This window comes from Legionella bozemanae, assembly GCF_001648595.1.
GTDB lineage: Bacteria > Pseudomonadota > Gammaproteobacteria > Legionellales > Legionellaceae > Legionella > Legionella bozemanae.
This window is the reverse complement of sequence record NZ_LBAW01000025.1, coordinates 22455-46923: the sequence shown is the minus strand read 5'-3', so window position 1 is coordinate 46923 and position 24469 is coordinate 22455. Positions and strand designations below refer to the sequence as shown.

The following is a 24469-nucleotide window of genomic DNA, read 5'->3' as shown; positions in this document are numbered from 1 at the left end:
GGTGCTTACACAAGCAAAGGATTATTGCCCAGCTATGTAGCAATAATCCTTGACTTTAAAGCGCGGTACGTAGAAAGCTGAGTATAGTTTATTTAAAAATATAAAGTGACATGCAAATTTCGCGTGGTTCTCTCAGGGCTTGTCCGCGGGATCCAGAAGATCTATGTTAAAACACTGGGCCCCGCGGACAAGCCGCGGGACGTAGTAAGTACATTATTTGAATTTATATAGCAACAGCTGGTTTTTTCTCTGGGAGGCTTGGAGACGTGGAATGGGAATCTTTAAGTGCTCGACGAAGAATTTTTCCCACATTTGTTTTGGGAAGTTCATCATAAAATTCAACTACCCTGGGAACTTTATAAGCTGTTAGATGTTCTCGACAATAAGCAATCACTTGCTCTTCGGTTAAAGTGGGATCTTTTTTTACAATACATGCTTTAACACGTTCACCAGATTCCTTATCAAAAACGCCAACAACCCCCACTTCCAAAACACCAGGATGCATTGCAATCACTTGTTCGACTTCATTTGGATAAACATTAAATCCGGAGACAAGTAACATGTCTTTTTTTCGATCGACGAGGTAAATAAAACCTTCTTCATCCATTTTACCAATGTCCCCAGTTTTTAAATAGCCATTCTTAGTGAACACTAATGCGGTTTCATCAGGTCGTTTCCAATATCCCGGGGTTACTTGTGGTCCTTTAATGCAAATTTCCCCGCTTGTTCCTATAGGTACTTCGTGTTCATCATCATCAAGAATGATGACATCTGTAGAGGGAATTGGCACTCCTATGCTTCCATTATATTCCGTCAAATTCATAGGATTCATGATGGCAGCAGGACTGGTTTCAGTTAATCCATAAGCTTCTAATACAGGCGTTTTGGTGACTTCACGCCATTTAAGCGCTACACTTTTTTGCAATGCCATACCACCCGCAAGTGAAATTTTTAGGTTGCTGAAATCAACTTCTTTAAATTTAGGCTGGTTTAGTAATCCATTGAACAGGGTATTAACACCCGTAATCGCTGAAAAACGTACTTTTTTGATTTCTTTAACAAAGTGCTTCATATCACGGGGGTTTGTGATTAGCACATTTTTTGCTCCTTGTTTTAAAAAAGTCAAACAATTCGCAGTAAGAGAGAAAATATGATAAAGAGGTATTGCTGTAATAATCGTTTCATCGCCGTTTAACCCTACTATAGGTTTAATCCATGCTTCAGCTTGCAGGACGTTGGAGAGCATATTGCGATGAGTTAAAATAGCACCCTTTGCTACGCCTGTTGTACCGCCGGTATATTGTAAGAATGCAATATCGTCATGCCCCAATGCAACATGATGTAGCGTCGATTCTTTTCCTTCAAGCAGAGTATAATTAAAAGCTACTGCATGGGGGATATTATAAGCAGGTACCATTTTTTTAATGTATTTAATTATCGAATTGATAATGATTCGTTTCGGAGTGGGAAATAGATCTGCTATTTCAGTCACAATAACATGTTTTAATGTAGGAATGGAGCTTAAAGCCTTTTCTACAGTTTTTGCAAAATTAGCAAGTACAATAATTGCTTCAGCACCCGAGTCATTCATTTGATGAATAAGCTCGTCTGTGGTGTAAAGTGGATTCGTATTAACAACAATATAACCTGCACGTAAGATGCCGAATAAGGCTACTGGGTATTGAAGAACATTGGGAAGCATAATTGCTATCCGAGCTCCTTTATCCAGTTTGAGCTGTTGAAGATAAGCAGCAAAATTGCGACTTGACTCATCCAGTTCACCAAAAGTAATACTACTCCCTAAATTGGTATACGCGGTTTTTTTAGCATAACGCGAGCAGGATTCTTTAAACAAATCGACGAGGGAAGAATACTGACTTGCGTCAATTTCATGCGGGACTCCTTTCTGATATTGTTCAAACCACCGTTTATCCACCTTAATATCCTTCTGTTATTGGTTTTCACATGTTAGTATAAACAAAAATATCGGTTATGGATATCATACTCATGGGTGAAAATACAACACAAACTCAAGCATTTAAACTAAAAGGCCGTCTTTATACATTTACTGTATTACATGTATTAAATACGAACTCTGATGTTTTTTCGCAACAACTTGATGATACTATTGCCAAAGCTCCTAAATTATTTGAGCATACTCCTGTTGTTTTTGACCTGTCTTCTGTACAACAGTTAGAATTTGATTTGCAGCCTTTACTCCAGAGTGCACGTGCGCATGGTATGATTCCTGTTGCCATTCAAGGAGGAAGTGTATTACATAATACTCTGGCTCAATGTCATGGTTTGGCTGTATTGCATGCGTCTTCAACACAAGATAAACCTATTATTGAGCGGCCTATTGAAAACAATCATCATGACTCAGCAAAATCAATAACAAAGTTAATTACTACACCTGTACGTTCGGGACAACAAGTAGTAGCAAAAGGTGGTGATCTCGTAGTGACTTCTTCGGTAAGCCATGGTGCTGAATTACTGGCGGACGGTTGTATCCATGTGTATGGCGCTTTAAGAGGGAGAGCCTTGGCAGGAATTTCTGGAGATAAAGAGGCAAGAATTTTTTGTCAATCCCTGGAGGCAGAGTTAGTATCAATTGCCGGATTTTATCGTTTAAGTGATGTGATCGAGCCTTATAATGGTCCTTGCCAAATTTATTTAATCGATGAGCACATACAAATAGAGCCCTTATGATAGAGGTTGTTTTTATTTCGGACCTTCATCTGCATCCAGAGGATCGGGATATTCAAAAACGTTTTAATCATTTTCTTGAATGGGCACGGGTTTCTGTTAAAAATATTTATATTCTGGGTGATTTTTTTCATGCGTGGGCAGGTGATGATGCAATCGATGATTGGAGCAGGGAGATTGCTTATCAGTTATCTTCTTTAAAAAAACAAGGAATTAACTTATTTTACATGCATGGTAATCGTGATTTCTTATTGGGGAAAACTTTTGCACATCTGGCGGGATGGACGGTTTTATCTGAACCGACTGTAATCCAATTAGGGCAGGAAAAAATATTGTTAGTTCACGGCGATCGCTATTGTACTAAAGATTTAGCCCATCAGCGCTTTAGATTGTTAACTCGAAATAGAATATTTACTACTCTTTTTTTAAGTTTACCGCTAAAATATCGCGAGCGGCTAGTAAACCAAATTCGTTCTCATAGTCAGATGAATACCAACAAATCTATGGAAGAAATGGATGTGGTTACTGAGGAAATCATTAAGCATATGTCATACTACCAAGTGACTCAATTAATACATGGTCATACTCATAAACCGGGTATTACTTCTTATCAAAATAACGCACAAAATTTAAAGCGTTACGTCCTGAGTGATTGGGATGACAAACCCTTGGTATTGTGTTATCATAATACAAAAGGGCTCTATTTTGCTCATTTGTAATTTTTAGAGAGGCAGGCTATGACTCAAAATAAAGATGAACTTGAAAGAAAAAAAGAAGAGGCGAATAAAGAGTTTGAAAAGGACATAGCCCGGATCAATAAAGAAGAAAGTGAGAAGAAACGATTAGCATCTCTTGAAGAGGCACGGTTTAAACATCAGAGACAGTGGGCTAAGGTTATGGATGAGTTAAGGAATAGCCATAAAACCATAAACAAGAGAACAGGTAAAGAAACAACTTATTGGGATGAAATAAAGGAGTTAGCTGACGAGGTAATTAATTCAGAACAAACCTCCATCAATGACTGGCGCTCTAATATGATGTCCTTATTGAATTTATTTTCCAAACTTAATAAGGCAATAAACGTATCGTCAAATCAAGTTTCAGGTGAGGCATTAGATCTTATAAAGAAAGCCACTCATGAAATGCCTATTGTTAGAACAATAACTCACCCTAAAGAGTTTATATATGAAGGAGTTAAATCAGCGATACTTCATAAAATTAAAGGCAACAGTGATATAAACGTAAATGCTCTTAAGCATAAAGTTACCTTTAAGGATGGGAAAGTTGAAATCGCTGATTTAACTCGTGTTGATGGTATCCCTTTCGATAAAGCAAATGATGCAAATAAAGCATTTAAGAAATTGGTTGATTTATGGTTACAAGAAAACGATTATGTAATGGACTCTCAAACAAAAATTTATAAGCATCATCCAGATGGTACCCCATTAGATAAGGATGCGTTTGAGGCATTACACTCTGATCCCAATAAAGGGTTTGGCAAGTTTTTAGCGGAAACATCCTCCTTTAAATTTGAGGAACAAGAGGATCTGCAACCAGGGCTGTCTCATGGTTAATTTTGTTAGATTGCGGTATTCCGCTGTGAAAGCGAAATACCGTATCCGTCGCTAAAATAAAATCATTTTCCAAAGATAAAAACAAGTTTAGACGTTGTTCTATATTCCCGCCATATAACTTTGCCAAGCGCAGATAGTCTTCAAAATGACGTGCTTCCGATCGAATTAAAGTAGTGTAAAATTTTGTTAAGTCCTGATCCTCAAGGTAGGGGATAATTGCATGAAAGCGCTCGCAAGAACGGGCCTCGATAATGGCACCGATGATCAGTTGATCACATAAGCGTTGGAGGACATTCCTGCTTGTAACTTGTTTATGCATGTGCGTAGCGTATCCTGATGGTTGCAAGGGACAAAATTGAATCCCTTTTTGGGCCATTAGATTAATGACCTTTTCAAAATGAAGTAACTCTTCGCGAGCTAAAGGTGACATCACTTCAACCAATTCCTTTTTTTCTGGATATTTGCTGATAAAATTAATTGCTGTTGCTGCTGCTTTACGCTCACAATGAGCATGGTCAATTAATAATAATGGAATATGATTTGCAGCAAAATCCAACCATACTTGTGGCGTTTTGACTTGGAGAAAGTTATTTAATAATTGTAAATCAATATCTAATCGTTTTAACATCTGCTAAATACACTATACTTATCAAATAAATTGTCTTATATCATAGGACCTTTTTACAATTCTACTATTTTGGCCGCGAAGCCTTGATTTTCTATGCTCCGATGCTCATATACTATGCTACGAAATCAAAGCCTTGTGACTCAATTTAGCGAATTGCAACACGATACTTTGAAAAACTTGAATTGGATGAAAAATGAACGGGGAAGAAATTGATAGTGAATTAAGCCATTGGTTTTCAACCTATGGAATAATAACGGCTGAACGTATATTAGGTAGGTACAATGTCAAACTGGCGCAAGCCGAATTAGTGGTAGCTATTAAAAGTCCATTTAGTTTTTATCATCGAATGCTGCGGGTTCCACTAAGAAATGTACTTAATGGTATCATCTTGCAACAAGCAAATGATTATCATGTTTATGTGCAAAAATTATTTATTGATTATTTATTGTCCGGAGAAAACTCTAAAGGTGAAGAAGCGCAAGGTGCTTCAACACGTGAAGTTATAGAAAAAGAACGACAGCAGTTAGTTGCACTCGGGGATGAGTTTAATAATGTGCAAGGAGAGCATGATTATTTGATTGCTAACAGTCAGGCTGCTTTGATAAAAATAGCTCAGATATTCAATGCGGAGTTGGATAAAACGATCTCCTCATTAAAAAAAGTACTTAAGAGCCCTGATTCTTCAGAGAAAAAAAGTAAAATCCGAGAAGCAATTAATCATGCCTTGATTTACTGCAATGTAGCAGAAGTCCAAAACAATAAATATCTTTTTATAGATAAAATGAACGAGGTCCTTAATGTCTCCCTATCGGAAGATTTAAAGGAAAAAAGTGTAAATATTTTATCCGAAATTATACAAATGGATATGGATTTTGATGAGCAGATCAGTGATTTTGTGGCACAAACTGAAGAATTAAGCAGGTCAGCTAATTCCTATCGCAATCAATTTTATGAGACGATTCTTCGCGTTGTCGATTTGTTAAAATCATTACCAGAATACAAAATTGATAGCGAGCAAGATGCTATTAATAGAGAGCCTTTATACTTTGACAAGAACATTGGGGCAATATGAGGTGCTATGAACAGTAAATAAAAAAGACATCAGAAATGAAGCATATGTATTTGGTTTTTACTTTGACTATCGAGACTATAATTGATATAAAAATGAATTTATATTAGCCATATAGCTTGTATTTCATGTATAATATTGCACTTTAACTAACCCCCCATGGAGTGCATGATGGCAAAAGAAACAACGTTGTCAATTATTAAACCTGATGCAGTAGCTAAATCTGTTATTGGTCAAATCTATTCTCGTTTTGAAAATGCGGGACTCAATATAATCGCTGCAAAAATGATGCAACTTTCTCGTGAACAAGCAGAAAATTTTTATGACATTCATCGCGCACGTCCTTTCTTTAAAGATTTAGTTGAGTTCATGATCTCTGGCCCAGTAATGGTTCAGGTATTACAAGGTGAAAACGCAGTAATGAAAAATAGAGAAATTATGGGCGCAACAAACCCCAAAGAAGCAGCACCTGGAACTATACGTGCTGATTTTGCTGATAGTATTGATGCGAATGCAGTACATGGTTCAGACAGCCTTGAAAATGCAGCTCGTGAAATTGCCTTTTTCTTTGAGCCACATGAAATTTGTGAAAGATAAGAATATTTAATGGAATACGTTAAAGTAACATAGTTAAAATGTAGTCTGGGTGCAGTACAGCGAAACCCGGGGTTTTCTGAAAGATTAGCATTCCCGGGTTTCGCTGTACTGCACCCAGACTACATATACTATTACTATTTATTTAATGTATGTCATTAAATTTGGAGCAAAAATGACTGCACAAAAAGTAAACCTTCTTGATTACAATTATCAACAAATGCGTGAATTGCTAAATAGCTGGGGAGAACAACCTTACCGAGCTCAGCAAATAATTCAATGGATACATCAGGCCGGTTTTACTGATTTCACAAAAATGACAAATCTTAGCAAAGCCTTAAGAGAGAAACTGACAGAGCTATCATGTATTAAATTACCAGAAATTGTTGCTTGTCAAAAATCCAATGATGGCACCCATAAATGGCTCTTGAAATTGGAGTGCGGCAATTGTATCGAGACGGTATTTATTCCCGAAAGTAACCGCGGAACTTTATGTGTTTCTTCACAAGTGGGATGTGCTTTGAATTGCTCCTTTTGTTCTACTGCAAAACAAGGTTTTAATCGTAATTTATCTACAGCCGAAATTATCGGCCAAGTTTGGTTGGCTGTCCGTGAGTTATCACAACAAGAAGGAATTCATGACAAAAAAATAACAAATGTGGTAATGATGGGCATGGGCGAACCTTTACTTAATTTTGATAATGTTGTGTCAGCAATGAATATTATGATGGATGATTTTGCTTATGGATTATCCAAACGTCGCGTTACTTTAAGTACTTCAGGGGTTTTACCTGATCTGGAACGTTTAAGAGAAATTAGCCCTGTTGCTTTGGCTGTCTCGCTGCATGCACCGAATGATGAGCTAAGAAATGAACTGGTTCCTATAAATAAGAAGTATCCGTTGACTCAATTGATGGCTTTATGCAAAAACTATTTTAAGAATGAGCCTCGAAGAAAAGTAACTTTTGAATATGTAATGCTTAAGGGCGTCAATGATCAACCAGAACATGCCAATCAATTGATAAAGTTGTTGCGAAATGTTCCAGCAAAAGTCAATTTAATCCCTTTTAACCCTTTTCCGATGACACAATATGAACGCTCACCTCAGGAAACAATAGATGCCTTTAGAGATAGACTAATCGCTCATGGCATTAATACGATTACTCGAAAAACACGGGGTGATGATATTGATGCAGCATGTGGGCAATTAGCTGGAGAGGTTAAGGATAGAACAAGTCGTTCTCAAAGATGGCAAAAATTGCATTTTATACCTAAAACAAACCAAGAACAGCAAGCAGTAGAATAATGAGGTATGTCTTGAGTTTAGCGAATTTACAACTTCAAGAATTATAATAAAATCATTATTTGTGACAAATTATTTTTAATTTATTTGTAAGCGGTTATAATGCGCAATCATTTCTAACCTTAGCGTGAAAATACTGTGTTAAAAAAGTTTTGTCTCTTGCTTGTTATGACTTGCCTGTTTTTTTTGCAGGCGTGCGTGCATGATGAAGAAAGTGAAAAACAAAATTTTAAAAAACCTGATCTCAGCAAGGCTGCATCATATAATGTTCAGTTAGGATTAGGTTATTTAAAGCAGGGTGATAGGCCAAGAGCGAAAAAGAAGATTCTTACTGCATTGGAGCAAGAACCTGGCTCACCTGATGTTAATTCAGCAATGGCTTATTATTTTGAACAAACCAAAGAATTAGATCAGGCAGAGAAATATTATTTGAAAGCCATATCGCTAGCAAAAAATGGAGGCGCACAGCTTAATAATTACGGTGCTTTTTTATGTCGACAAGGTGATTATAAAAAAGCCGAAGCTTACTTTTTAAAAGCAGTTAATGATTTACAGTATTTGCATACTGCAGGAGCTTATGAAAATGCAGGACTTTGTGCTTTATCAACTCCCAATGAAGATAAGGCTAAGCTTTATTTTGCAAAAGCTTTAAATCAGGATCCTTCACGGAAAGTATCTTTTTATGAATTACTAAAACTTGAAATTAAAGCCAAACATGATGCAGAGGCATTTGCGCTAGTACAAAAGCATTCTGATTTAGTGTTGAATGACAGGGTTTTATTATCTTTAGCCAAAGAGGTTTCTGATAAAGTTGGGCAACACACTTTAGCTGCAGAATATGAACAAAGCATGAATAATTTGAATTCCAATGTCGATAATAGTGGAGTAAATAATGAATACAACAACCACACTGGATGAGAATATAGCAGAGTATAATAATAATCCAGGCGAGCAACTTGCCAGTATTCGCCAACAAAAAGGATATACAGTTGAATATGTTGCCAATAAATTGCATTTAAGGGCTCGTATTATTGAATTAATTGAAAATAATGAATTTCATTTATTACCTGAGCCTGTTTTTGTTAAAGGATATTTGCGTGCTTATGCTAAATTACTTGGCACATCTCCTGAACCTTATCTGGCAATATTTAATGCTCAGTTTGTTGTCGAGAAAAAATCTGATCGAGCGCTCCTATGGCAGCAAAGTAAACGCGAATCATATAAAGTGGAACATATTATTCGTTGGTTTACAATTTTGTTTGCATTAGGTGTGATCGTGGCTGTAGGAGTTTGGTGGCAAAAAAACAGAGATACGCAACAGATATTTCCGACAAAGACGGCTCCTGCTGATTTATCATTAAATCAAACGCCAACAATTGAAACTAAAGAGCTTAAACTCACTGACATATCAAAAATGCAATCCTTGTTAAACCCAAAACCGGAAATGTCTCCTATGGAGAAGATAGGTGACTGAACGAATTCAAGCAATCCGTGGAATGAATGATATTTTGCCTGAGACAACGGTATTTTGGCGTTCCATCGAACAGATTTTTGTGAATGCATTGTCCAGTTATGGTTATCAGGAAATACGTTTCCCACTTATTGAAAGCACCCAACTATTTAAGCGGACTATAGGTGAAGTAACTGATATAGTCGAAAAAGAAATGTATACTTTTAATGACTTAAACGGGGATAGCATTACCTTAAGACCCGAAGGAACAGCTGGCTGTGTTCGTGCTTGCTTGCAAAATGGGCTTTTGCATAATCAGCAACAAAAACTGTGGTATATGGGACCAATGTTTCGTCACGAAAGGCCACAAAAGGGACGGTATAGACAGTTCAATCAATTAGGCGTCGAGGCATTTGGTATGCCAGGTGCACTGGTCGAGTTGGAATTGATTTCCTTATGCCGTAAGTTTTGGGAGCAATTAGGATTTGCAGATTTTGTTCAATTACAAGTGAATACCTTAGGCGAATTAACCGAACGTCATCATTATAAAAAAATTCTCGTTGAATACTTGACCGCTCATGAACGTCAATTGGATGAGGACAGCAAACGCAGGTTAACTCGCAATCCATTGCGCATTTTGGACAGTAAAAACCCAGAAATGCAACAGTTGTTGGCTAATGCACCCAAATTGATTGATGTTCTTGGTGAAAGAAGTCGTGCGCATTTTCAGTCTTTCTGTGATGGCTTGGACGCATTAGAGGTACCCTACGTAATTAATCCTGTTTTGGTGAGAGGCCTGGATTATTACGGGCATACAGTGTTTGAGTGGGTTACTGATAAACTTGGAAGTCAATCCACAGTATGTGCTGGAGGACGCTACGATATCTTAGTAGAACAATTAGGGGGTAACCCAACTCCTGCTGTAGGTTTTGCATTAGGTATCGAAAGAATATACTTGCTTATGGAAACCTTGAGTCTTTTGCAACCAGAGAGTAAAAAGAACGCATTATATTTTATTGCTACGAATGAGCAGGCGGTGGTACGAGGTCTTGTAATTTCCGAATGGATACGTAACGCTTATCCAAAGATAGAGGTGTCAGTAAATACTGCAGGGGGCAGCTTTAAAAGCCAATTCAAAAAAGCAGATAAAAGCGGGGCACGTTTGGCTTTAATTTTGGGTGAAGATGAATTGGCTAAAAAACAAATTAGTATCAAAGACTTACGTAATGAGGCCGAGCAAATTACAGTGGATCAAAATATGATTAATCAGGTCTTGAAAGATTATTTAGAGTGAGTGCAGGAGAATATTATGTCAGTGTATATGACCGAAGAGGAACAACTGGAATCGATAAAAAAATGGTGGAAGCAATACGGTAATCTTGTCACCGTAGTATTATCGCTTATACTCTTTGGCATTGCCGGTTATCGATATTTGCATTGGCATCAAGCAAAGATTACTCAACAAGCTTCTGTTGCTTATGAGCAAATGATGGTTGCTCTTTCAAATCAAAATATCAAAGGAGTAAGAGCCTATGCAAATGAATTGATTCATCAACATAGCAGTACCGTTTATGCTGATGCGGCACATCTGACACTTGCGAAAATTTATGTGTCAAAAAATAAACTGGATACAGCTACAGATGAACTGAAAGCGGTTGCTACAAACAGTAAAATGCCTGCTTTAAAACAAATTGCTAAAATTCGTATGGCGCGCATCTTTGCAGCAGAAAAGTCTTATACAAATGCTCTTAAGGAATTAAGCAGTATTGATGATAAAACTTATTTACCTGTTATTAATGAATTAAAAGGCGATATTTATGGAGCTACAGGTCAATATCAAGAAGCTATGAGTTCCTATAAACTGGCTTTAGATGAAGTAAAAAATAATGGGATGGGTAATTTATTTTTGGAAATGAAAACTAATGAGATAGCAAGTAAATCGCACTCAATGATTTCTGGAGATAAAAAAGTAAAGTCCGCATAATTGTTATAGCCTGAGTGTAGCTCATAAGTTTTAGTGGTCTTTTTCACCCAGGTTGTTATTTATGTGCATAATAGTTGATCTTTTATTGATATATTTTGTAAAAATTGAGGTTTAATTTTCATGAAAATGAAATTATTTATTTTAATTCTCTGTGCGTTAGTTCAAGGATGTTCAAAACTTGATGATTATATGTTGGGTAAAGACAATACGCCACAACCTAAAGAACTCAAGCTAATAAAGGATAAAATTACAGTTGAGCAAAACTGGACAGTAGCTGCTGGTAAGTCATCTAAAAATAAAGAATATTTAAGATTGAAACCAGTGGTTCAGGGTGGCGTTATTTATACCGCTGATGCCAGTGGGTTAGTTCGTGCTATTAATAAGCATAATGGTCAGGTAAAATGGACTACGGTATTGAAGCATGGTTTAGTTAGCGGCCCTGCTGTAGCAAGTGGATATATTGCTGTAGGCACCAATAACTCGTCATTGGTTGTATTAAATAAAAGCAATGGTAACAAATTATGGCAAAAAAAGGTTACCGGTGAAATTTTATCACCGCCGGCTATTTTAGGTGGAAAAGTTATCGTGAAGACGATTGACGGTAAGGTTTATGCCTTTAATACAGCAGATGGCAAACAAATATGGATGACAGAGCATGGTTCACCCAGTTTAATCTTGAAGGCAAGCTCGTCACCCATTGCTATGGGAAATTTGGTGTTAATTGGTTTTTCTGATGGAAAATTGGATGCATTGGATGTAAAAACTGGTCGTGTTATGTGGCAGCGCAGTATTGCTTATGCATCAGGTCCAAGCGATGTGGAACGATTGGTTGATATTGATGCAGATCCTATTGTGGAAAATAATGTGGTTTATCTTGCCAGTTATCAAGGCTACATCGGCGCATTGTCTTTGTCAGACGGACAATTTATTTGGAGAAAACCAGGGTCCGTATATAAAAATATGATCTTAAGTGGTAATACATTGTATGTAACAGACAGTCATGATGTCATTTGGTCTATTGATAAACACAATGGTCAAATTAATTGGAAACAGACTGGTTTAAAAGCGAGAGTCTTAACTGAACCCGCGTTAATTAAAAATGATTTAGTAGTAGGTGACAAAACCGGCTATCTACATTTTATTGATGCGCAAACGGGTGAAATTATAGCTCGCTCGAAGGTTTCTGCTGGCGTCAGTATTTCTCCAAGCGTAGTTGGAAGAAAGTTATTTGTGTTAACAGACAATGGAATGCTTAATCAATTATCTGTGAGTTAATAAATGATCCCTGTGATTGCACTTGTTGGACGTCCTAATGTTGGTAAGTCTACTTTATTTAATAGACTTACCAAGACTCAAGATGCCCTTGTTGCTGATTTTCCTGGTTTAACTCGTGACAGACAGTATGGTCAAGCCCAACATGATAACAAACACTATATCGTTGTTGATACTGGTGGTATAGGTGTTGATGACATTGCTGTTGATAATTTAATGTCCAAACAATCGGAGATAGCACTCAATGAAGCAGATATTGTGCTTTTTTTGGTTGATGGACGAGCTGGCCTGACTGGAATTGACGAAAAAATTGCCAGCAATTTGCGTAAATTAAACAAAAAAGTCCACCTTGTGATTAATAAAACCGAAGGGCTGGATGATGACGTTGCTTGTGCTGATTTTCACTCTTTAGGAATTGCTGATATACACTCTATTTCATCATCGCATGGTAGTGGTATTAGTACATTGCTTGATGATGTTTTGTCACCATTTACAGCTCAAGCGGATAAAGTTGAAGAAGATAATGTCATTAAAATTGCCTTTGCTGGCCGTCCTAATGTCGGAAAATCAACTTTAATTAATCGAATTTTGGGTGAAGAACGAGTCGTCGTATATGATATGCCTGGAACAACCCGAGACAGTATTGCGATTCCTTTTGTTAGGGATGAGCAGCACTATATTTTAATTGATACTGCGGGGGTACGTAGAAAATCACGAGTTGATGAAAAAATTGAAAAATTTTCTGTGATCAAGACACTCCAAGCTATTGAAGAATCCAATGTATGCTTGCAGGTTCTGGATGCTAGAGAGGGGATTACCGATCAGGATATGAATTTGCTTGGCTTTATTATTGAATCCGGTAAAGCCCTAGTTATTGCAGTGAATAAGTGGGATGGTTTGGATGAAGAGCATAAGGAGCATGTAAAAAGCGAATTATCCAGAAGATTACATTTTGCGAATTTTGCAAAAATTCGGTTTATATCGGCGTTACATGGCAGTGGTGTGGGCGGATTATTTAAAGATATAAATGAAGCTTATGCTTCCGCCGTCCAATCTTTTTCAACGCCTCGATTAACTCGGTTGCTTCAAGATATCAGCATGAAACATACCCCTCCTTGTGTGAATGGGCGTAGGATAAAATTAAGATATGCCCATCTTGGTGGCCACAATCCTCCGGTAATCGTTATTCATGGGAATCAATTAGCTGATTTACCCGATAGTTACAGACGTTATCTTAGTAATGAATTTATTAAACATCTGGGATTAGTTGGAACTCCTTTAAAACTGGAATTTAAAGGCGGAACAAATCCTTTCGCAAATAAAAAAGTTAAATTATCACAACGGCAAGTGAATAAAAAAAGAAGATTAATGAGTCATGTTAAAAAGAGGTCAAAAAGCAAAAAATAAGCATTTTTTTGTGCACTGGATTCAGTATAAACTATTTTTTAGGACCGGGATCTGACTCTGATGAGGGATTTTCTTTTTGAATTTGCTCAAACATTTTTCTAGTAGATGTTTTAAAGTGGAAAAAGCTATTCCGTGGTGTGTCAATAATTGCAGCATTTGCTTCTTGCTCAATGTACTGTTTAATATCATACATTAAATCCTGTAAATTATGTTTGCCACCTGTTAATTTATCGTATTGTTGTTGATAAAGAGTCTTTAACAATTCAAATTTTTTATAACTCTCCTCCATGTCCTTACTTGAAGTCTTTGCTATTTTATCTAATCTATTATAAATTCGGTTCAAAATTTCCCACTCCACCATATTCTCAAATTTTTTCTGCATTGGCGGAGGTGGAGGATATATAAATAATTTGTCACTTATCTTGCCATTACTTAAGTGAGCTTTAAATGGAAGTGATCTTAAAAAAAATGAAGAGACATTAGGTAATGACTCTGCACTCATAGTGACTTGAGTTATATGCTTTGCAGCAGTTCTACAGTTATTATCTAATGAAACCCCTTGTCTGACTTGTTCTGGATCATAACTAGCACTCCCATCTAAATCTAGATCTTCAATTCTATTTGTCTTTGAGTTTGCCATATAGTTTAACCAGGTAAATCTTACTGCTTCATTTTGCTCTGAAGGATCACCTTTATTTAACCACGTTGAAGGAACAGCAAAGACTGCTGCATTGGATTTGTGATTTTTTTTCAGGTCTGCTAGGAATTGAATAAGATTTTTATATTGAGTTTCTGATATAGTAAACGCTTGTATGCCAATGAGGCTTTGACTTCTTTGGGGCATTCGTTCGTTGGTTAAATATGTGCCCATAAGCCCACCCCTACGACCAAACATTCCAATTACAAATTGTTCTTGGGTTTCAGAGTCCTTAACACCTATTATCATATAAGAGTGATTTTTATAGCCACACACTGCCATGAAAAATTCAGGTTTTTTGCAAGTAAAACTATCTTGATTGTATTTATATTGCATACTTCTAAAACAAAGAGCTCATATGTTATGGTATGTTTATTATAGCATTTTTTTCATTCAAAATGGAGCAATTTAAATCGAATTAAACCCTTAATTAGGATCATAAGATTCAGATATCAAATCCATCAATATTTTTTTAAACGGATGAAGATATTTGGTGCCTGTTATAGGCACCAAGAAACAGGATTGGCATAGTTATTCTGTCAGAAACAGTGCAGATAAAAACTTAATTTTTAAATCCGTAATGTTATTACATCACATGGAGCATGATTGACTGCAGCATTTGCTGTGCTTCCCAAAAATGAGTGCAAACCAGAAGAAGAATGACTGCCAATAATAATGAGCTGACAATTTAGCTCTTTCACTTTACTAAAAATATGTTCTTTAACCGAGCCTACCTCAACAAATTGTTGTTCACGTGGAATATTAAAGTTTTCTCCTATTAAAGCTAATACAGTTTGTGCATCGTCTTTGGCTGGGTTGGCTAATTCTGTAAAACCAAGGCCTTGAGCCAATTGAAAACTGGCAGGCAGTTCAATGACATGTAACAGATATAATTTAGCATTAAATTGTTTCGCAATCGCGATTGCTTTTTCTGTGAGATGATTATGTTCCTTAAGCAAATCCGTAGCAAATAAAATATTCTTATACATAGCAGCCTCACAATTGAATTTATTATTGTAAATAATAGTAGATTCTTTACTATAAGTACCTATTTTATCTCATAAAATATGAAATAATTTAGTTTGAGGAATTAATACCATCGTATTATGCATTTTCTTGAGATAACGATCGGTGCTGTATCAACTCATTAGCAAAAAGATTATGTAAGTGATTCCGATTTTAGTTTTAATTTATAATTGGGATTTATCTCAATTAGAGGAATTAAAACAAAGTTTCTAGATTGTATATATGGGTGGGGTATTACCAGTTTTTTAGAATGAATGACTTGATCTGCGTATAATAGAATATCGATGTCAATAACTCTGGGACCCCAGTGTTTTTTCCGAATTCTTCCCTGTTTTTTTTCGATTTTTTGGCAAGCGTTAAGTAGTTCTAAGGGGGATAAAAGAGTGAAAAGCTCGATCACGGCATTGCAAAAGTCTTGTTGGCCTTGTAATCCCCAAGCTTTGTTCCAATAAAAAGATGAAACCTTAGTAACAACAGTAGTGCGCAGCGCTTTTATTGATTTAATTGCTTTTCGCAGTTGACGCTCAGGTACGTGCTGATTTGAGCCCAAACCTAAATAACAAATATTCATTATGAATCACTAGCTTTAATACTTTTAGGTTTTTTACGACGGCGTTTTCGTTTCGGTAAGTCAGGGGCGAGCTGCGCAACCATTTTAGTTTGTTCTGCTTCGTCGGCATCCTGAAACGCTGTCCACCATTGTGCAAGTTCCATGGATTCGTCACCTGCAAGAGCACGTAATGCCATAAAATCATAGGCTGCTCTAAAACGTGGATGTTGTAAAAGATTAAAGGCTCTTCCTCCAAGTCTCTTGGCAAAACGGTACTGCAACAACCAGATTTCCCGAATAATTTGAGTATAACGTTTAGGAATTGAAATTACTTTATTTTGCTCTGCAAGGACAAATGACATCGCTTTTTCTATAGAAGGAAGCGGATCTATTCCTGTTTTTTGTAACTCCTTTGCACATTCAATCATAGGAAACCATAAAAGAACTGCAAATAAAAATGCTGGTGTTACTGGCTTTTCTTCATGAATACGAGTATCTGTATTCTCAAGAGCGATCGTTAATAACGCATTTACGGGATAAGTACTGTTTAATAGTCCATGAGTTTGAGGACACAGATGTTGAAACAAGCCATATTGCATGAGCAATCCTTGCACTGTTACTGCATTGCCGCATTGATATAGCTTAGTCATTTCATCGAATAAACGTGAGTTGGAAACATGAGTAATAAGATGACTAATCTCAGGAAAGGGCGCTTCAGTTTCTCGTGCAAGTTTGAAATTTAATTTTGCACTAAAGCGAATTGCGCGTAGCATGCGTACTGGGTCTTCCTGATATCGTTTTATTGGATCACCAATCATACGAATGAGCTTTTCTTCAACATCTTTCACGCCACCAGTAAAATCAATAATCGATGAATCATTTATATTGTAGTAAAGTGAGTTAATCGTGAAATCACGTCTCCAAGCATCTTCATCAAGGGAACCATAAGCATTATCCCGAACCAACATACCTCGTTCATTTGTTAGCTGACTTTCATCAATAGCTATATGACTTCTAAAGGTAGCAACTTCAATAATTTCGCGGTGGAAGAGTATGTGAACAAGCTTGAAGCGACGACCAATAATTCGTCCATTTCTAAATAAATTTTTAACTTGATTGGGTGTTGCATCTGTAGCTACATCAAAATCTTTGGGGGCTTTATGCAACAATAAATCTCTGACGCTACCTCCAACAATGTATGCCTGAAATCCAGCACCAATTAAGCGGTTAAGCACTTTGAGCGCATTGCTACTAATGTCCGCTTTAGATATGGAATGCTTATTCCTTGGGATTATATAAGCTGAAGCAACAGGTTGCACATGAGCTCTGTTTCTCTTTAGCAGCTTTTTGATAAATTTGATGATCTCTGTATCTCACAAGATTAATATAACGTAGATATTATATCGAAGCCAAAGAATAAAGTGAATCATTTGCCTTTATAAACATCATGCTTTCAATAAAGTTATGCTCTAGATTTTACAGAAAGATATAGGTAAATCTCAGATAAAGAGTATATTATATATTTTTTCAATTTCTGATATCAGAGGATTTGATGGATTTTATTGATATTACGGTAGGCTTAATCGTTTTAATCATATTGGAAATTGTTTTGGGAATTGACAATCTGGTTATTTTATCTATTTTGTCTGAAAAATTACCTCCCAAACAGAGAAAAAAAGCAAGGCGGTGGGGACTTACACTTTCTTGGGTTATGCGTTTGATTTTATTAGCGGTAGCAGTTGATCTAATCAAATTGACTAAACCGTTACTTTCTGTGGCTCATATGTCGTTTTCTGCACGCGATTTTTTTCTTATGGGAGGTGGCGCTTTTCTAATTTGGAAAGCAACAGAAGAAATTCATCAGGATGTGACTACTGAGCCGGTATTAACGGGTGAAGCGAAGACTGTAGCCTTTAAAACAACCTTTAAAGCGGTTATTTTCCAAATTGCATTAATGGATATTATATTTTCTTTAGATAGTGTATTAACTGCCGTGGGATTAACTTCACATTTTTGGGTCATGGCTGTCGCGATTACATGTGCTATTCTCATTATGGTCTTTGCCAGTGAAGCAGTAAGTGCATTTATTAAAGAATATCCCACAATCAAAATGCTTGCTCTAAGCTACTTAATTCTAATTGGCATGGTGCTTGTTGCTGATGGATTTTCTTTCCATATTCCTCGGGGATATATTTATTTTGCCATGGGTTTCTCATTGGGAGTGGAGGCACTGAATTTGATAAAACATTCTCGAAAAAAACGAAAACATCGTTCAGGAAATTAATTATGTTGTATATTAAAGCGTTTCATATCATTGCTATGGTTGCCTGGTTTGCTGGATTATTTTATTTACCAAGATTGTTTGTTTATCATGCCGATACTCATGATGAGACAAGTCTCATTCGTTTTAAAGTAATGGAAAAAAGACTTTATTATGGAATAACTTGGCCTGCTGCAATAGTGACAACTTTATTGGGATTATGGCTTCTCAGTTATAATCCAGTCTATTATCTAAAGGCAGGATGGATGCATGCCAAATTGAGTCTTGTCGTTATTTTATGGGTTTATCACTTATTATGCGGGCATTATTTAAAGGCATTTGCACAGAATAAAAATCAAAAGCACGCCCGTTTTTTTCGTATTTATAATGAAATGCCGACCTTATTGTTGATAGGGATTGTGATTTTGGTTGTGGTAAAACCGTAAATTGTAACCTGGGTGCAGCGCAGCGAAACCCAGGTTACAATTTTATAAAAACATATAACTTAGAGTGCAGATTTCTTCTAAGTAAGGAAACTTATTCCATTTCTACCATGTCAAAATCTTCTTTACCGGCTCCACAATCTGGACAGAACCAATTTTCGGGCACATCTTCCCAACGTGTACCTGGTTCAATTCCATCTTCAGGCCATCCTTCGGCTTCATCATAAATAAAACCACAGATGACACAAATATATTTTTTATATTCTTGCATGATAATACTCGTTTAAAAGGGCGTAATTTAGCTATTGTGGGCTTCGATGTAAAGATAAAGCATTTTTTTGCCAATTATTAATAATGTCTGTAATATTATACCGCATAATTATGGAGATTTTTTATGACACGTTCAACAGATTTATTTCATCAAGCCCAAACGCTTATTCCTGGAGGCGTTAATTCACCAGTGCGCGCGTTTAAAGGGGTTAGTGGCGATCCTATTTTTTTTAAACAAGGTAAAGGTGCATATCTTGTTGATGTAGATAATAATGAATATATTGATTATGTTGGCTCTTGGGGACCGTTAATCCTTGGACATTGTCATCCTGCTGTAATTGAGGCAGTGAATAAAGTGCTTCATAGTGGTATGAGTTTTGGAGCACCTACCGAACTTGAAGTACAACTGGCTGAAAAAATCATCTCCTTAATTCCTTCAATTGAAAAAGTACGTATGGTGAACTCTGGTACCGAGGCAACAATGACTGCGATTAGGTTGGCTCGTGGAGTAACCAAGAAAAATAAATTTATTAAATTTAATGGTTGTTATCATGGGCATAGCGACAGTTTGTTAGTTAAAGCGGGTTCTGGTGTTCTTACATTAGGTATCCCTTCAACTCCAGGAATTCCGCAAAGTGTTACCGAGCATACTCTAACCGCAAATTTTAATGATCTAGAGCAAACTGCACAGTTATTCGAAAAATTTCCTGATGATATTGCTGCAATAATATTGGAACCTGTAGCTGGGAATATGGGATTTGTTTTGCCTGAGCCTGAATTTCTGAAAGGATTACGCCAATTATGTGATCAATACAAAACTTTATTGATCTTTGACGAAGTAATGACTGGTTTTAGAGTGGGGTTAACAGGGGCCCAAGGGATTTTCGGGATTACTCCTGATATTACTACTCTTGGTAAAGTGATTGGTGGTGGCATGCCTGTAGGTGCTTTGGGCGGCAGAGCAGAGATTATGTCTTTTTTGGCTCCTGAGGGACCTGTTTATCAAGCAGGTACATTATCTGGTAATCCATTAGCTATGGCAGCAGGTCTTGCAACTTTATCCGAGATTGAAAAACCAGGTTTTTTTGCCAAATTAAGTCAAACTACCCAAGCATTAACTTTGGCATTGTCTTCTGTTGCTGAAACATTAAAAATCCCATTTTTTAGCGCTTCATTAGGTGGAATGTTCGGTTTTTGTTTTACAGAGAAAAAGCATATCGCTGATTATGCAGACATTGCTGCATCAGATGAGGTTTTATTTAAAAAGTTTTATCACGGAATGTTAGGAAAAGGTGTTTATTTTGCTCCTTCCATGTATGAAGCCGGATTTGTTTCCAGTGCACATGGAGACAACGAAATTATTAAAACGCAAATGGCTGCTGAAGAAGTGCTTAATCAATTAAAAAGATAACATTTTCCGAGGTGTTTCCGTAAGCTGCAGTGCAGCGTAACCCAGGGTTGAGAGGTTAATTTAACTCCGTTTCGCAGCGCTGCATTAGGCAACAAATATCGAACAAAAAAAGATAAAAAATAAATTTTTAAAATACCCTAGACAGTAATTTTTTCACATGTCATATTCAGAGACGTTCTTTAACAAGGAAGTAAGATGATGTCGATCATGACAAACAAAAAGGAATTCATACAATCGATGCCGCAAGGAATTGTTCCTCTTTTTTTTATTCAGATTGTTTCTACGTTAAGCTTCAGTGTTCTTTATTCAACGCTTGTTTTATACATGGAAGGACGATTAGGTCTTCAAATTAGTACTGCTAACAGCGTCATGGGTGTTTTCATTGCTTTTAATTATGGGCTGCATTTGCTTGGTGGTTTTTGGGGAGGGCGTTTGCTCTCTAATCGCGCATTGTTTTGCGCGGGAATGGTGGCGCAAATTATAGGTTGTATCCTATTGTCATTTGGCGATATTTTCTTTCTTTATTATGGCTTGGCAGCTTTCTTAACGGGTTCTGGTTTGAACGTGACTTGTTTAAATTGTATGCTAACTCAACGTTTCTCTCCAGAAGATACTCGACGTGAAACAGCATTTCTTATGAATTATGCAGGTATGAATATTGGTTTTTTTGTTGGCTTTAGCTTAAGCGGTTTATTTCAGCTGACTCAGAACTATGAACGACTCTTTCTTCTTAGTAGCTTGGGAAATTTGATTGCATTAATTATTTGTTTGTATTGCTGGCAACAATTAGCAGATAAAGAAACGATTTTTTCTAGGAAAGATAAAATATCCCAAAAAAAAGCCATTTTTTTAGGGGTTCTTCTGATTGTATTGCTCCCATTTCTTTTAAGCCAAATGCTTCAATATGCAGATTGGGCTAAAAAATTAGTGTTGGTAACAGGCCTAGTTATGCTAGGTGTAATTTTGTATTTGGCAAGACAACAACCAACAAAAGAAGCAAAAGATAAAATAGTTGCTTTTGCTGTACTTATGATTGTGGGAACGGTCTTTTGGATGCTTTATCAAATAGCACCCATGGGACTTACAGTCTTTATTGACCATAATGTACAACGTGATTTTGCAAGTTGGGTCATTCCACCACAATGGTTCCAAAATATTAATACAGTAGCTATTGTTATTGGGGGGCCATTATTAGGGATTTTACTGCATAAGATGCGCAAAAACGGGGTGCAAATTAATATTCCTACTCAATTTGCATTGGCATTGCTTTTTATAGGTATTGCTTTTGTCATATTACCTATTGGTATCGCTTATGCCAACTATGAAGGGTTAGTGAATCCCAGCTGGATTGTCTTGAGTTATATTTTGCAGAGCATTGGTGAACTTTTAATATCCCCAATTGGTTATGCTATGATAGGATATTTAGCCCCTTCATCATTACAAGGTGTGATGATGGGCATGTGGATGTTAAATACGGGCGTAGGTGCGGCCTTGTCTAGCTACAGTTCAAATATGATGATCGAAGGACAAGAGAGCATTTCACCTTTAGTAACTAATGAGGGTTACAGCCATGTGTTTTTAATGTTAGGTCTGTTTGCAATTGGTTCTTCAATTGTACTTTTTATCATGGTTCCCAAGCTACGGCAGTTGATCCAGGAAAAAAAACCAGCTGAATTACAAGAAGCCAAAGGGATGGCTACGAATCGAGTGGTTGTATGTGAGTAATTTTTTTGTACCTATAAATAAGGCAGAGTTGGAGTGGCATGGAACTTTGCCTTTCTCAACACAATATGATGATATTTATCACTCATCCGAAGGTGGGATTAATCAAGCACTTTATGTATTTATTGATGGAAATGACTTAATCAAGCGTTGGCAATCATTTTCTTCTGATGAACCGCAAAGATTTACCATAGCAGAAACTGGTTTTGGAATTGGCTTGAATTTCCTTGTGAGCTGGAGTTTGTGGGAACAATATGCTCCTATGTCATGTCAATTACATTTTATTTCCTGTGAAAAGCATCCTTTATCTCTTACTGACTTAACAAAAAGTCTTGCTTCCTGGCCACAATTGGAAAAGCAAGCCCAGCAACTTATAGCAAGTTATCCTGTATTAACTCCTGGATATCATCATCTTTCATTTTGTGATGGTAGAGTAACGCTGACATTAATGTTAGGAGATGCCCTGGAATGCTATGAACAGCTATTAATTTGTGGCGAGCCCTCGCTTGAGAGTCAACTCAGAACAGCTTTTATTGACGCATGGTTTCTTGATGGTTTTGCCCCAGCCAAAAATCAAAATATGTGGTCTGATGCTTTGATGAAAGTAATTGCTATGTTGTCTAAAGAAGAAACCACCCTGGCAACTTATACCGCTGCAAGTTCTGTTAAAACAAGTTTAAGTCAACATGGATTTGTTGTTAAAAAAAGAAAAGGGTTTGGTCCTAAACGTCATATGGTTTGCGCTCGTTTTGCGCAAATGCCATCACAAAATACCACAAAACGTCATACTCCGTGGCATGTGGGGAAAGCAGAAAAGTACTCCAGTAAATCAGCGGTAATTATAGGCGCTGGTTTGGCGGGTTGTTTTACAGCGCATGCTCTTAATAAGCGAGGGTGGAACGTAACGATTATTGATGAATTAAGTCAAATAGGAAGCGGTGGATCAGCAAATCAACAAGCGGTCTTATTTCCTAAACTATCTGCGTACAGCTCTCCATTGACTCAATTTATGTTGGCTGCATTTTTATATGCTGCACGAACTTACCAATGCATCTTAAAGCAAACAAAAATTGGTGAGTTGAGTGGTTCTTTGTTACTTTCTTATTCTGATAAAGAAAAGGCAGCGCAATCCAGCTTACGTTCTTGGTTGACCCATTATCCAGAGTTAGGGACTCTCGTAGATATGGAACAGGCTTCGCAATTAGCAGGATTTTTATTAGATAAACCCGGACTGTATATTCCTTTGTCAGGATGGATAAACTCTCCGGAATTATGCCAATTTTTAATTAATACGGAAGGTATTTCTTTATTGACTAATACCGTAATCAACCAATTGGTTTTTGATAAGCGATGGGTTGTGAATGATTTGGAAACTGATGTTCTTATTTTAGCGAATGGTCATAAAATCAATTCATTTAAAGAAACGAAGCATTTGCCTGTTAAACCCATTCGGGGACAAATGACAGCAATTTTATCAACCGAGCAAAGCGCTTGTTTAAAATTGCCTTTATGTGGGCAAGGGCATGTGCTTCCTGCAATACAGGGTATTCATCAGTTAGGCGCCACCTATGAGTTAAAATCAGCAGAATCTCAAATAAAACTTCAGGATGATCAGAATAATTTGGCAAAGCTTAAACAATTAGCACCAGAGGTTTTATGGTCTGATGAGGTAAGTAATCATTGGGCAGGAGTTCGGGCGTCAACTCCTGATTATCTTCCTTTAGTTGGCAAAATCGCAGAGGCGGAACAATTTGTGGCGCAATTTGCTCGCTTGGAAACAAATGCAAAACGTTGGATAGCTCAAGCCGGTCCCTATTATCCTGGACTTTATGCCTGTGCTGGTTTTGGTTCTCGAGGTCTTACAACAATTCCCTTATGCGCAGAATGGCTAGCCTCGGTAATCAATAACGAAATGAGCTGTTTGCCCAGAAATTTGCATTATGCTTTATCACCTGCACGTTTCTTACGTAAAAATATAATTCGGGGTGGTATTAAAATCGATTGAGATGAAATTCTCATTAGAGCATAATACTAAACCTATAGTTTGGGCAAAGCAAAACACTTGAATTCACAAAGGAAATCCAAGTTCTGCTTCTTTATGCT

24 protein-coding genes are annotated in these 24469 nt (G+C 36.9%); 17 read left to right on the top strand and 7 right to left on the bottom strand.

Features of this window, described 5'->3' with window-relative positions:
• Positions 1-223: 223 nt before the first annotated feature.
• The gene (locus tag A8O27_RS15330) at positions 224-1936 is read right to left on the bottom strand and encodes an AMP-binding protein (protein ID WP_058457770.1); all 1713 of its coding nucleotides are present in this window, start codon (positions 1934-1936) and stop codon (positions 224-226) included.
• A gap of 71 nt (positions 1937-2007) precedes the next feature.
• Here A8O27_RS15330 and minC point away from each other — a divergent pair, with 71 nt between their 5' ends.
• Genes minC through A8O27_RS15315 form a run of 3 tightly spaced genes read left to right on the top strand, consistent with a single transcriptional unit; the run spans position 2008 to position 4280 of the window.
• Positions 2008-2709: a septum site-determining protein MinC gene (minC, locus tag A8O27_RS15325; protein WP_058457771.1), complete on the top strand. Its 702-nt coding sequence runs from the start codon at positions 2008-2010 to the stop codon at positions 2707-2709.
• Positions 2706-3425 (top strand): UDP-2,3-diacylglucosamine diphosphatase, encoded by a 720-nt coding sequence (locus A8O27_RS15320; RefSeq protein WP_058457772.1) that lies wholly within the window; start codon positions 2706-2708, stop codon positions 3423-3425. The genes minC and A8O27_RS15320 overlap by 4 nt, the downstream gene beginning before the upstream one ends.
• Positions 3426-3443: 18 nt before the next feature.
• Positions 3444-4280 (top strand): hypothetical protein, encoded by an 837-nt coding sequence (locus A8O27_RS15315; protein WP_058457773.1) that lies wholly within the window; start codon positions 3444-3446, stop codon positions 4278-4280.
• Here A8O27_RS15315 and A8O27_RS15310 read toward each other — a convergent pair.
• Positions 4231-4908 (bottom strand): MiaE family protein, encoded by a 678-nt coding sequence (locus A8O27_RS15310; protein WP_058457774.1) that lies wholly within the window; start codon positions 4906-4908, stop codon positions 4231-4233. The genes A8O27_RS15315 and A8O27_RS15310 overlap by 50 nt on opposite strands.
• A 193-nt stretch (positions 4909-5101) precedes the next feature.
• Here A8O27_RS15310 and A8O27_RS15305 point away from each other — a divergent pair, with 193 nt between their 5' ends.
• From A8O27_RS15305 to der, 9 genes are all read left to right on the top strand, one after another.
• Entirely contained in the window at positions 5102-5980 is an 879-nt protein-coding gene (locus A8O27_RS15305) for a hypothetical protein (RefSeq protein ID WP_058457775.1), read from the top strand.
• A 168-nt stretch (positions 5981-6148) separates the two neighbouring features.
• Positions 6149-6574, top strand: coding sequence for a nucleoside-diphosphate kinase (ndk, locus tag A8O27_RS15300; RefSeq protein ID WP_058457776.1), 426 nt, complete (start codon positions 6149-6151; stop codon positions 6572-6574).
• Between the two features lie 172 nt (positions 6575-6746).
• On the top strand, positions 6747-7877 hold the full coding sequence (gene rlmN, locus A8O27_RS15295; protein ID WP_058457777.1) for a dual-specificity RNA methyltransferase RlmN: 1131 nt from the start codon (positions 6747-6749) through the stop codon (positions 7875-7877).
• 135 nt (positions 7878-8012) lie between these two features.
• Positions 8013-8792, top strand: a complete 780-nt coding sequence (pilW, locus tag A8O27_RS15290) for a type IV pilus biogenesis/stability protein PilW (RefSeq protein WP_058457778.1) — start codon at positions 8013-8015, stop codon at positions 8790-8792.
• A complete protein-coding gene (locus tag A8O27_RS15285) occupies positions 8767-9348 on the top strand; it encodes a helix-turn-helix domain-containing protein (RefSeq protein WP_058457779.1) in 582 nt (193 codons plus the stop codon). The genes pilW and A8O27_RS15285 overlap by 26 nt, the downstream gene beginning before the upstream one ends.
• Positions 9341-10618: a histidine--tRNA ligase gene (gene hisS, locus A8O27_RS15280; RefSeq protein WP_058457780.1), complete on the top strand. Its 1278-nt coding sequence runs from the start codon at positions 9341-9343 to the stop codon at positions 10616-10618. Before A8O27_RS15285 ends, hisS begins: the two co-directional genes overlap by 8 nt.
• Positions 10619-10633: 15 nt before the next feature.
• Positions 10634-11308, top strand: coding sequence for a YfgM family protein (locus tag A8O27_RS15275; protein WP_058457781.1), 675 nt, complete (start codon positions 10634-10636; stop codon positions 11306-11308).
• A 120-nt stretch (positions 11309-11428) separates the two neighbouring features.
• Complete coding sequence (gene bamB, locus A8O27_RS15270; RefSeq protein WP_058457782.1) at positions 11429-12583, top strand: outer membrane protein assembly factor BamB; 1155 nt, start codon at positions 11429-11431, stop codon at positions 12581-12583.
• Positions 12584-12586: 3 nt separating this feature from the next.
• The gene (gene der, locus A8O27_RS15265; RefSeq protein ID WP_058457783.1) at positions 12587-13987 is read left to right on the top strand and encodes a ribosome biogenesis GTPase Der; all 1401 of its coding nucleotides are present in this window, start codon (positions 12587-12589) and stop codon (positions 13985-13987) included.
• Positions 13988-14018: 31 nt separating this feature from the next.
• Here der and A8O27_RS15260 read toward each other — a convergent pair whose 3' ends face one another.
• The 4 genes from A8O27_RS15260 to pcnB all read right to left on the bottom strand — a co-directional run bounded on the left by A8O27_RS15260 (position 14019) and on the right by pcnB (position 17603).
• Positions 14019-15020: a hypothetical protein gene (locus A8O27_RS15260; protein WP_058457784.1), complete on the bottom strand. Its 1002-nt coding sequence runs from the start codon at positions 15018-15020 to the stop codon at positions 14019-14021.
• 233 nt (positions 15021-15253) lie between these two features.
• Complete coding sequence (locus A8O27_RS15255; protein ID WP_058457785.1) at positions 15254-15673, bottom strand: universal stress protein; 420 nt, start codon at positions 15671-15673, stop codon at positions 15254-15256.
• A 170-nt stretch (positions 15674-15843) separates the two neighbouring features.
• Positions 15844-16281: a 2-amino-4-hydroxy-6-hydroxymethyldihydropteridine diphosphokinase gene (gene folK, locus A8O27_RS15250; RefSeq protein WP_058457786.1), complete on the bottom strand. Its 438-nt coding sequence runs from the start codon at positions 16279-16281 to the stop codon at positions 15844-15846.
• Positions 16281-17603, bottom strand: coding sequence for a polynucleotide adenylyltransferase PcnB (gene pcnB, locus A8O27_RS15245; RefSeq protein ID WP_058457787.1), 1323 nt, complete (start codon positions 17601-17603; stop codon positions 16281-16283). The genes folK and pcnB overlap by 1 nt, the downstream gene beginning before the upstream one ends.
• 209 nt (positions 17604-17812) lie before the next feature.
• Between pcnB and A8O27_RS15240 the strand changes: the two genes are divergently transcribed.
• Positions 17813-18544: a TerC family protein gene (locus A8O27_RS15240; RefSeq protein ID WP_058457788.1), complete on the top strand. Its 732-nt coding sequence runs from the start codon at positions 17813-17815 to the stop codon at positions 18542-18544.
• Positions 18545-18546: 2 nt separating this feature from the next.
• The gene (hemJ, locus tag A8O27_RS15235; RefSeq protein ID WP_058457789.1) at positions 18547-18966 is read left to right on the top strand and encodes a protoporphyrinogen oxidase HemJ; all 420 of its coding nucleotides are present in this window, start codon (positions 18547-18549) and stop codon (positions 18964-18966) included.
• A gap of 91 nt (positions 18967-19057) precedes the next feature.
• Here hemJ and A8O27_RS15230 read toward each other — a convergent pair whose 3' ends face one another.
• The gene (locus A8O27_RS15230) at positions 19058-19234 is read right to left on the bottom strand and encodes a rubredoxin (protein ID WP_019232400.1); all 177 of its coding nucleotides are present in this window, start codon (positions 19232-19234) and stop codon (positions 19058-19060) included.
• Between the two features lie 123 nt (positions 19235-19357).
• Between A8O27_RS15230 and hemL the strand changes: the two genes are divergently transcribed.
• From hemL to mnmC, 3 genes are all read left to right on the top strand, one after another.
• Complete coding sequence (gene hemL / locus A8O27_RS15225) at positions 19358-20644, top strand: glutamate-1-semialdehyde 2,1-aminomutase (protein WP_058457790.1); 1287 nt, start codon at positions 19358-19360, stop codon at positions 20642-20644.
• Positions 20645-20842: 198 nt separating this feature from the next.
• Complete coding sequence (locus A8O27_RS15220; RefSeq protein ID WP_058457791.1) at positions 20843-22369, top strand: peptide MFS transporter; 1527 nt, start codon at positions 20843-20845, stop codon at positions 22367-22369.
• Positions 22362-24371 carry a bifunctional tRNA (5-methylaminomethyl-2-thiouridine)(34)-methyltransferase MnmC2/FAD-dependent 5-carboxymethylaminomethyl-2-thiouridine(34) oxidoreductase MnmC1 gene (gene mnmC / locus A8O27_RS15215; protein WP_058457792.1) on the top strand — a complete coding sequence of 670 codons (2010 nt, stop codon included), beginning with the start codon at positions 22362-22364 and terminating at the stop codon, positions 24369-24371. The genes A8O27_RS15220 and mnmC overlap by 8 nt, the downstream gene beginning before the upstream one ends.
• The last annotated feature ends 98 nt before the right edge of the window (positions 24372-24469 follow it).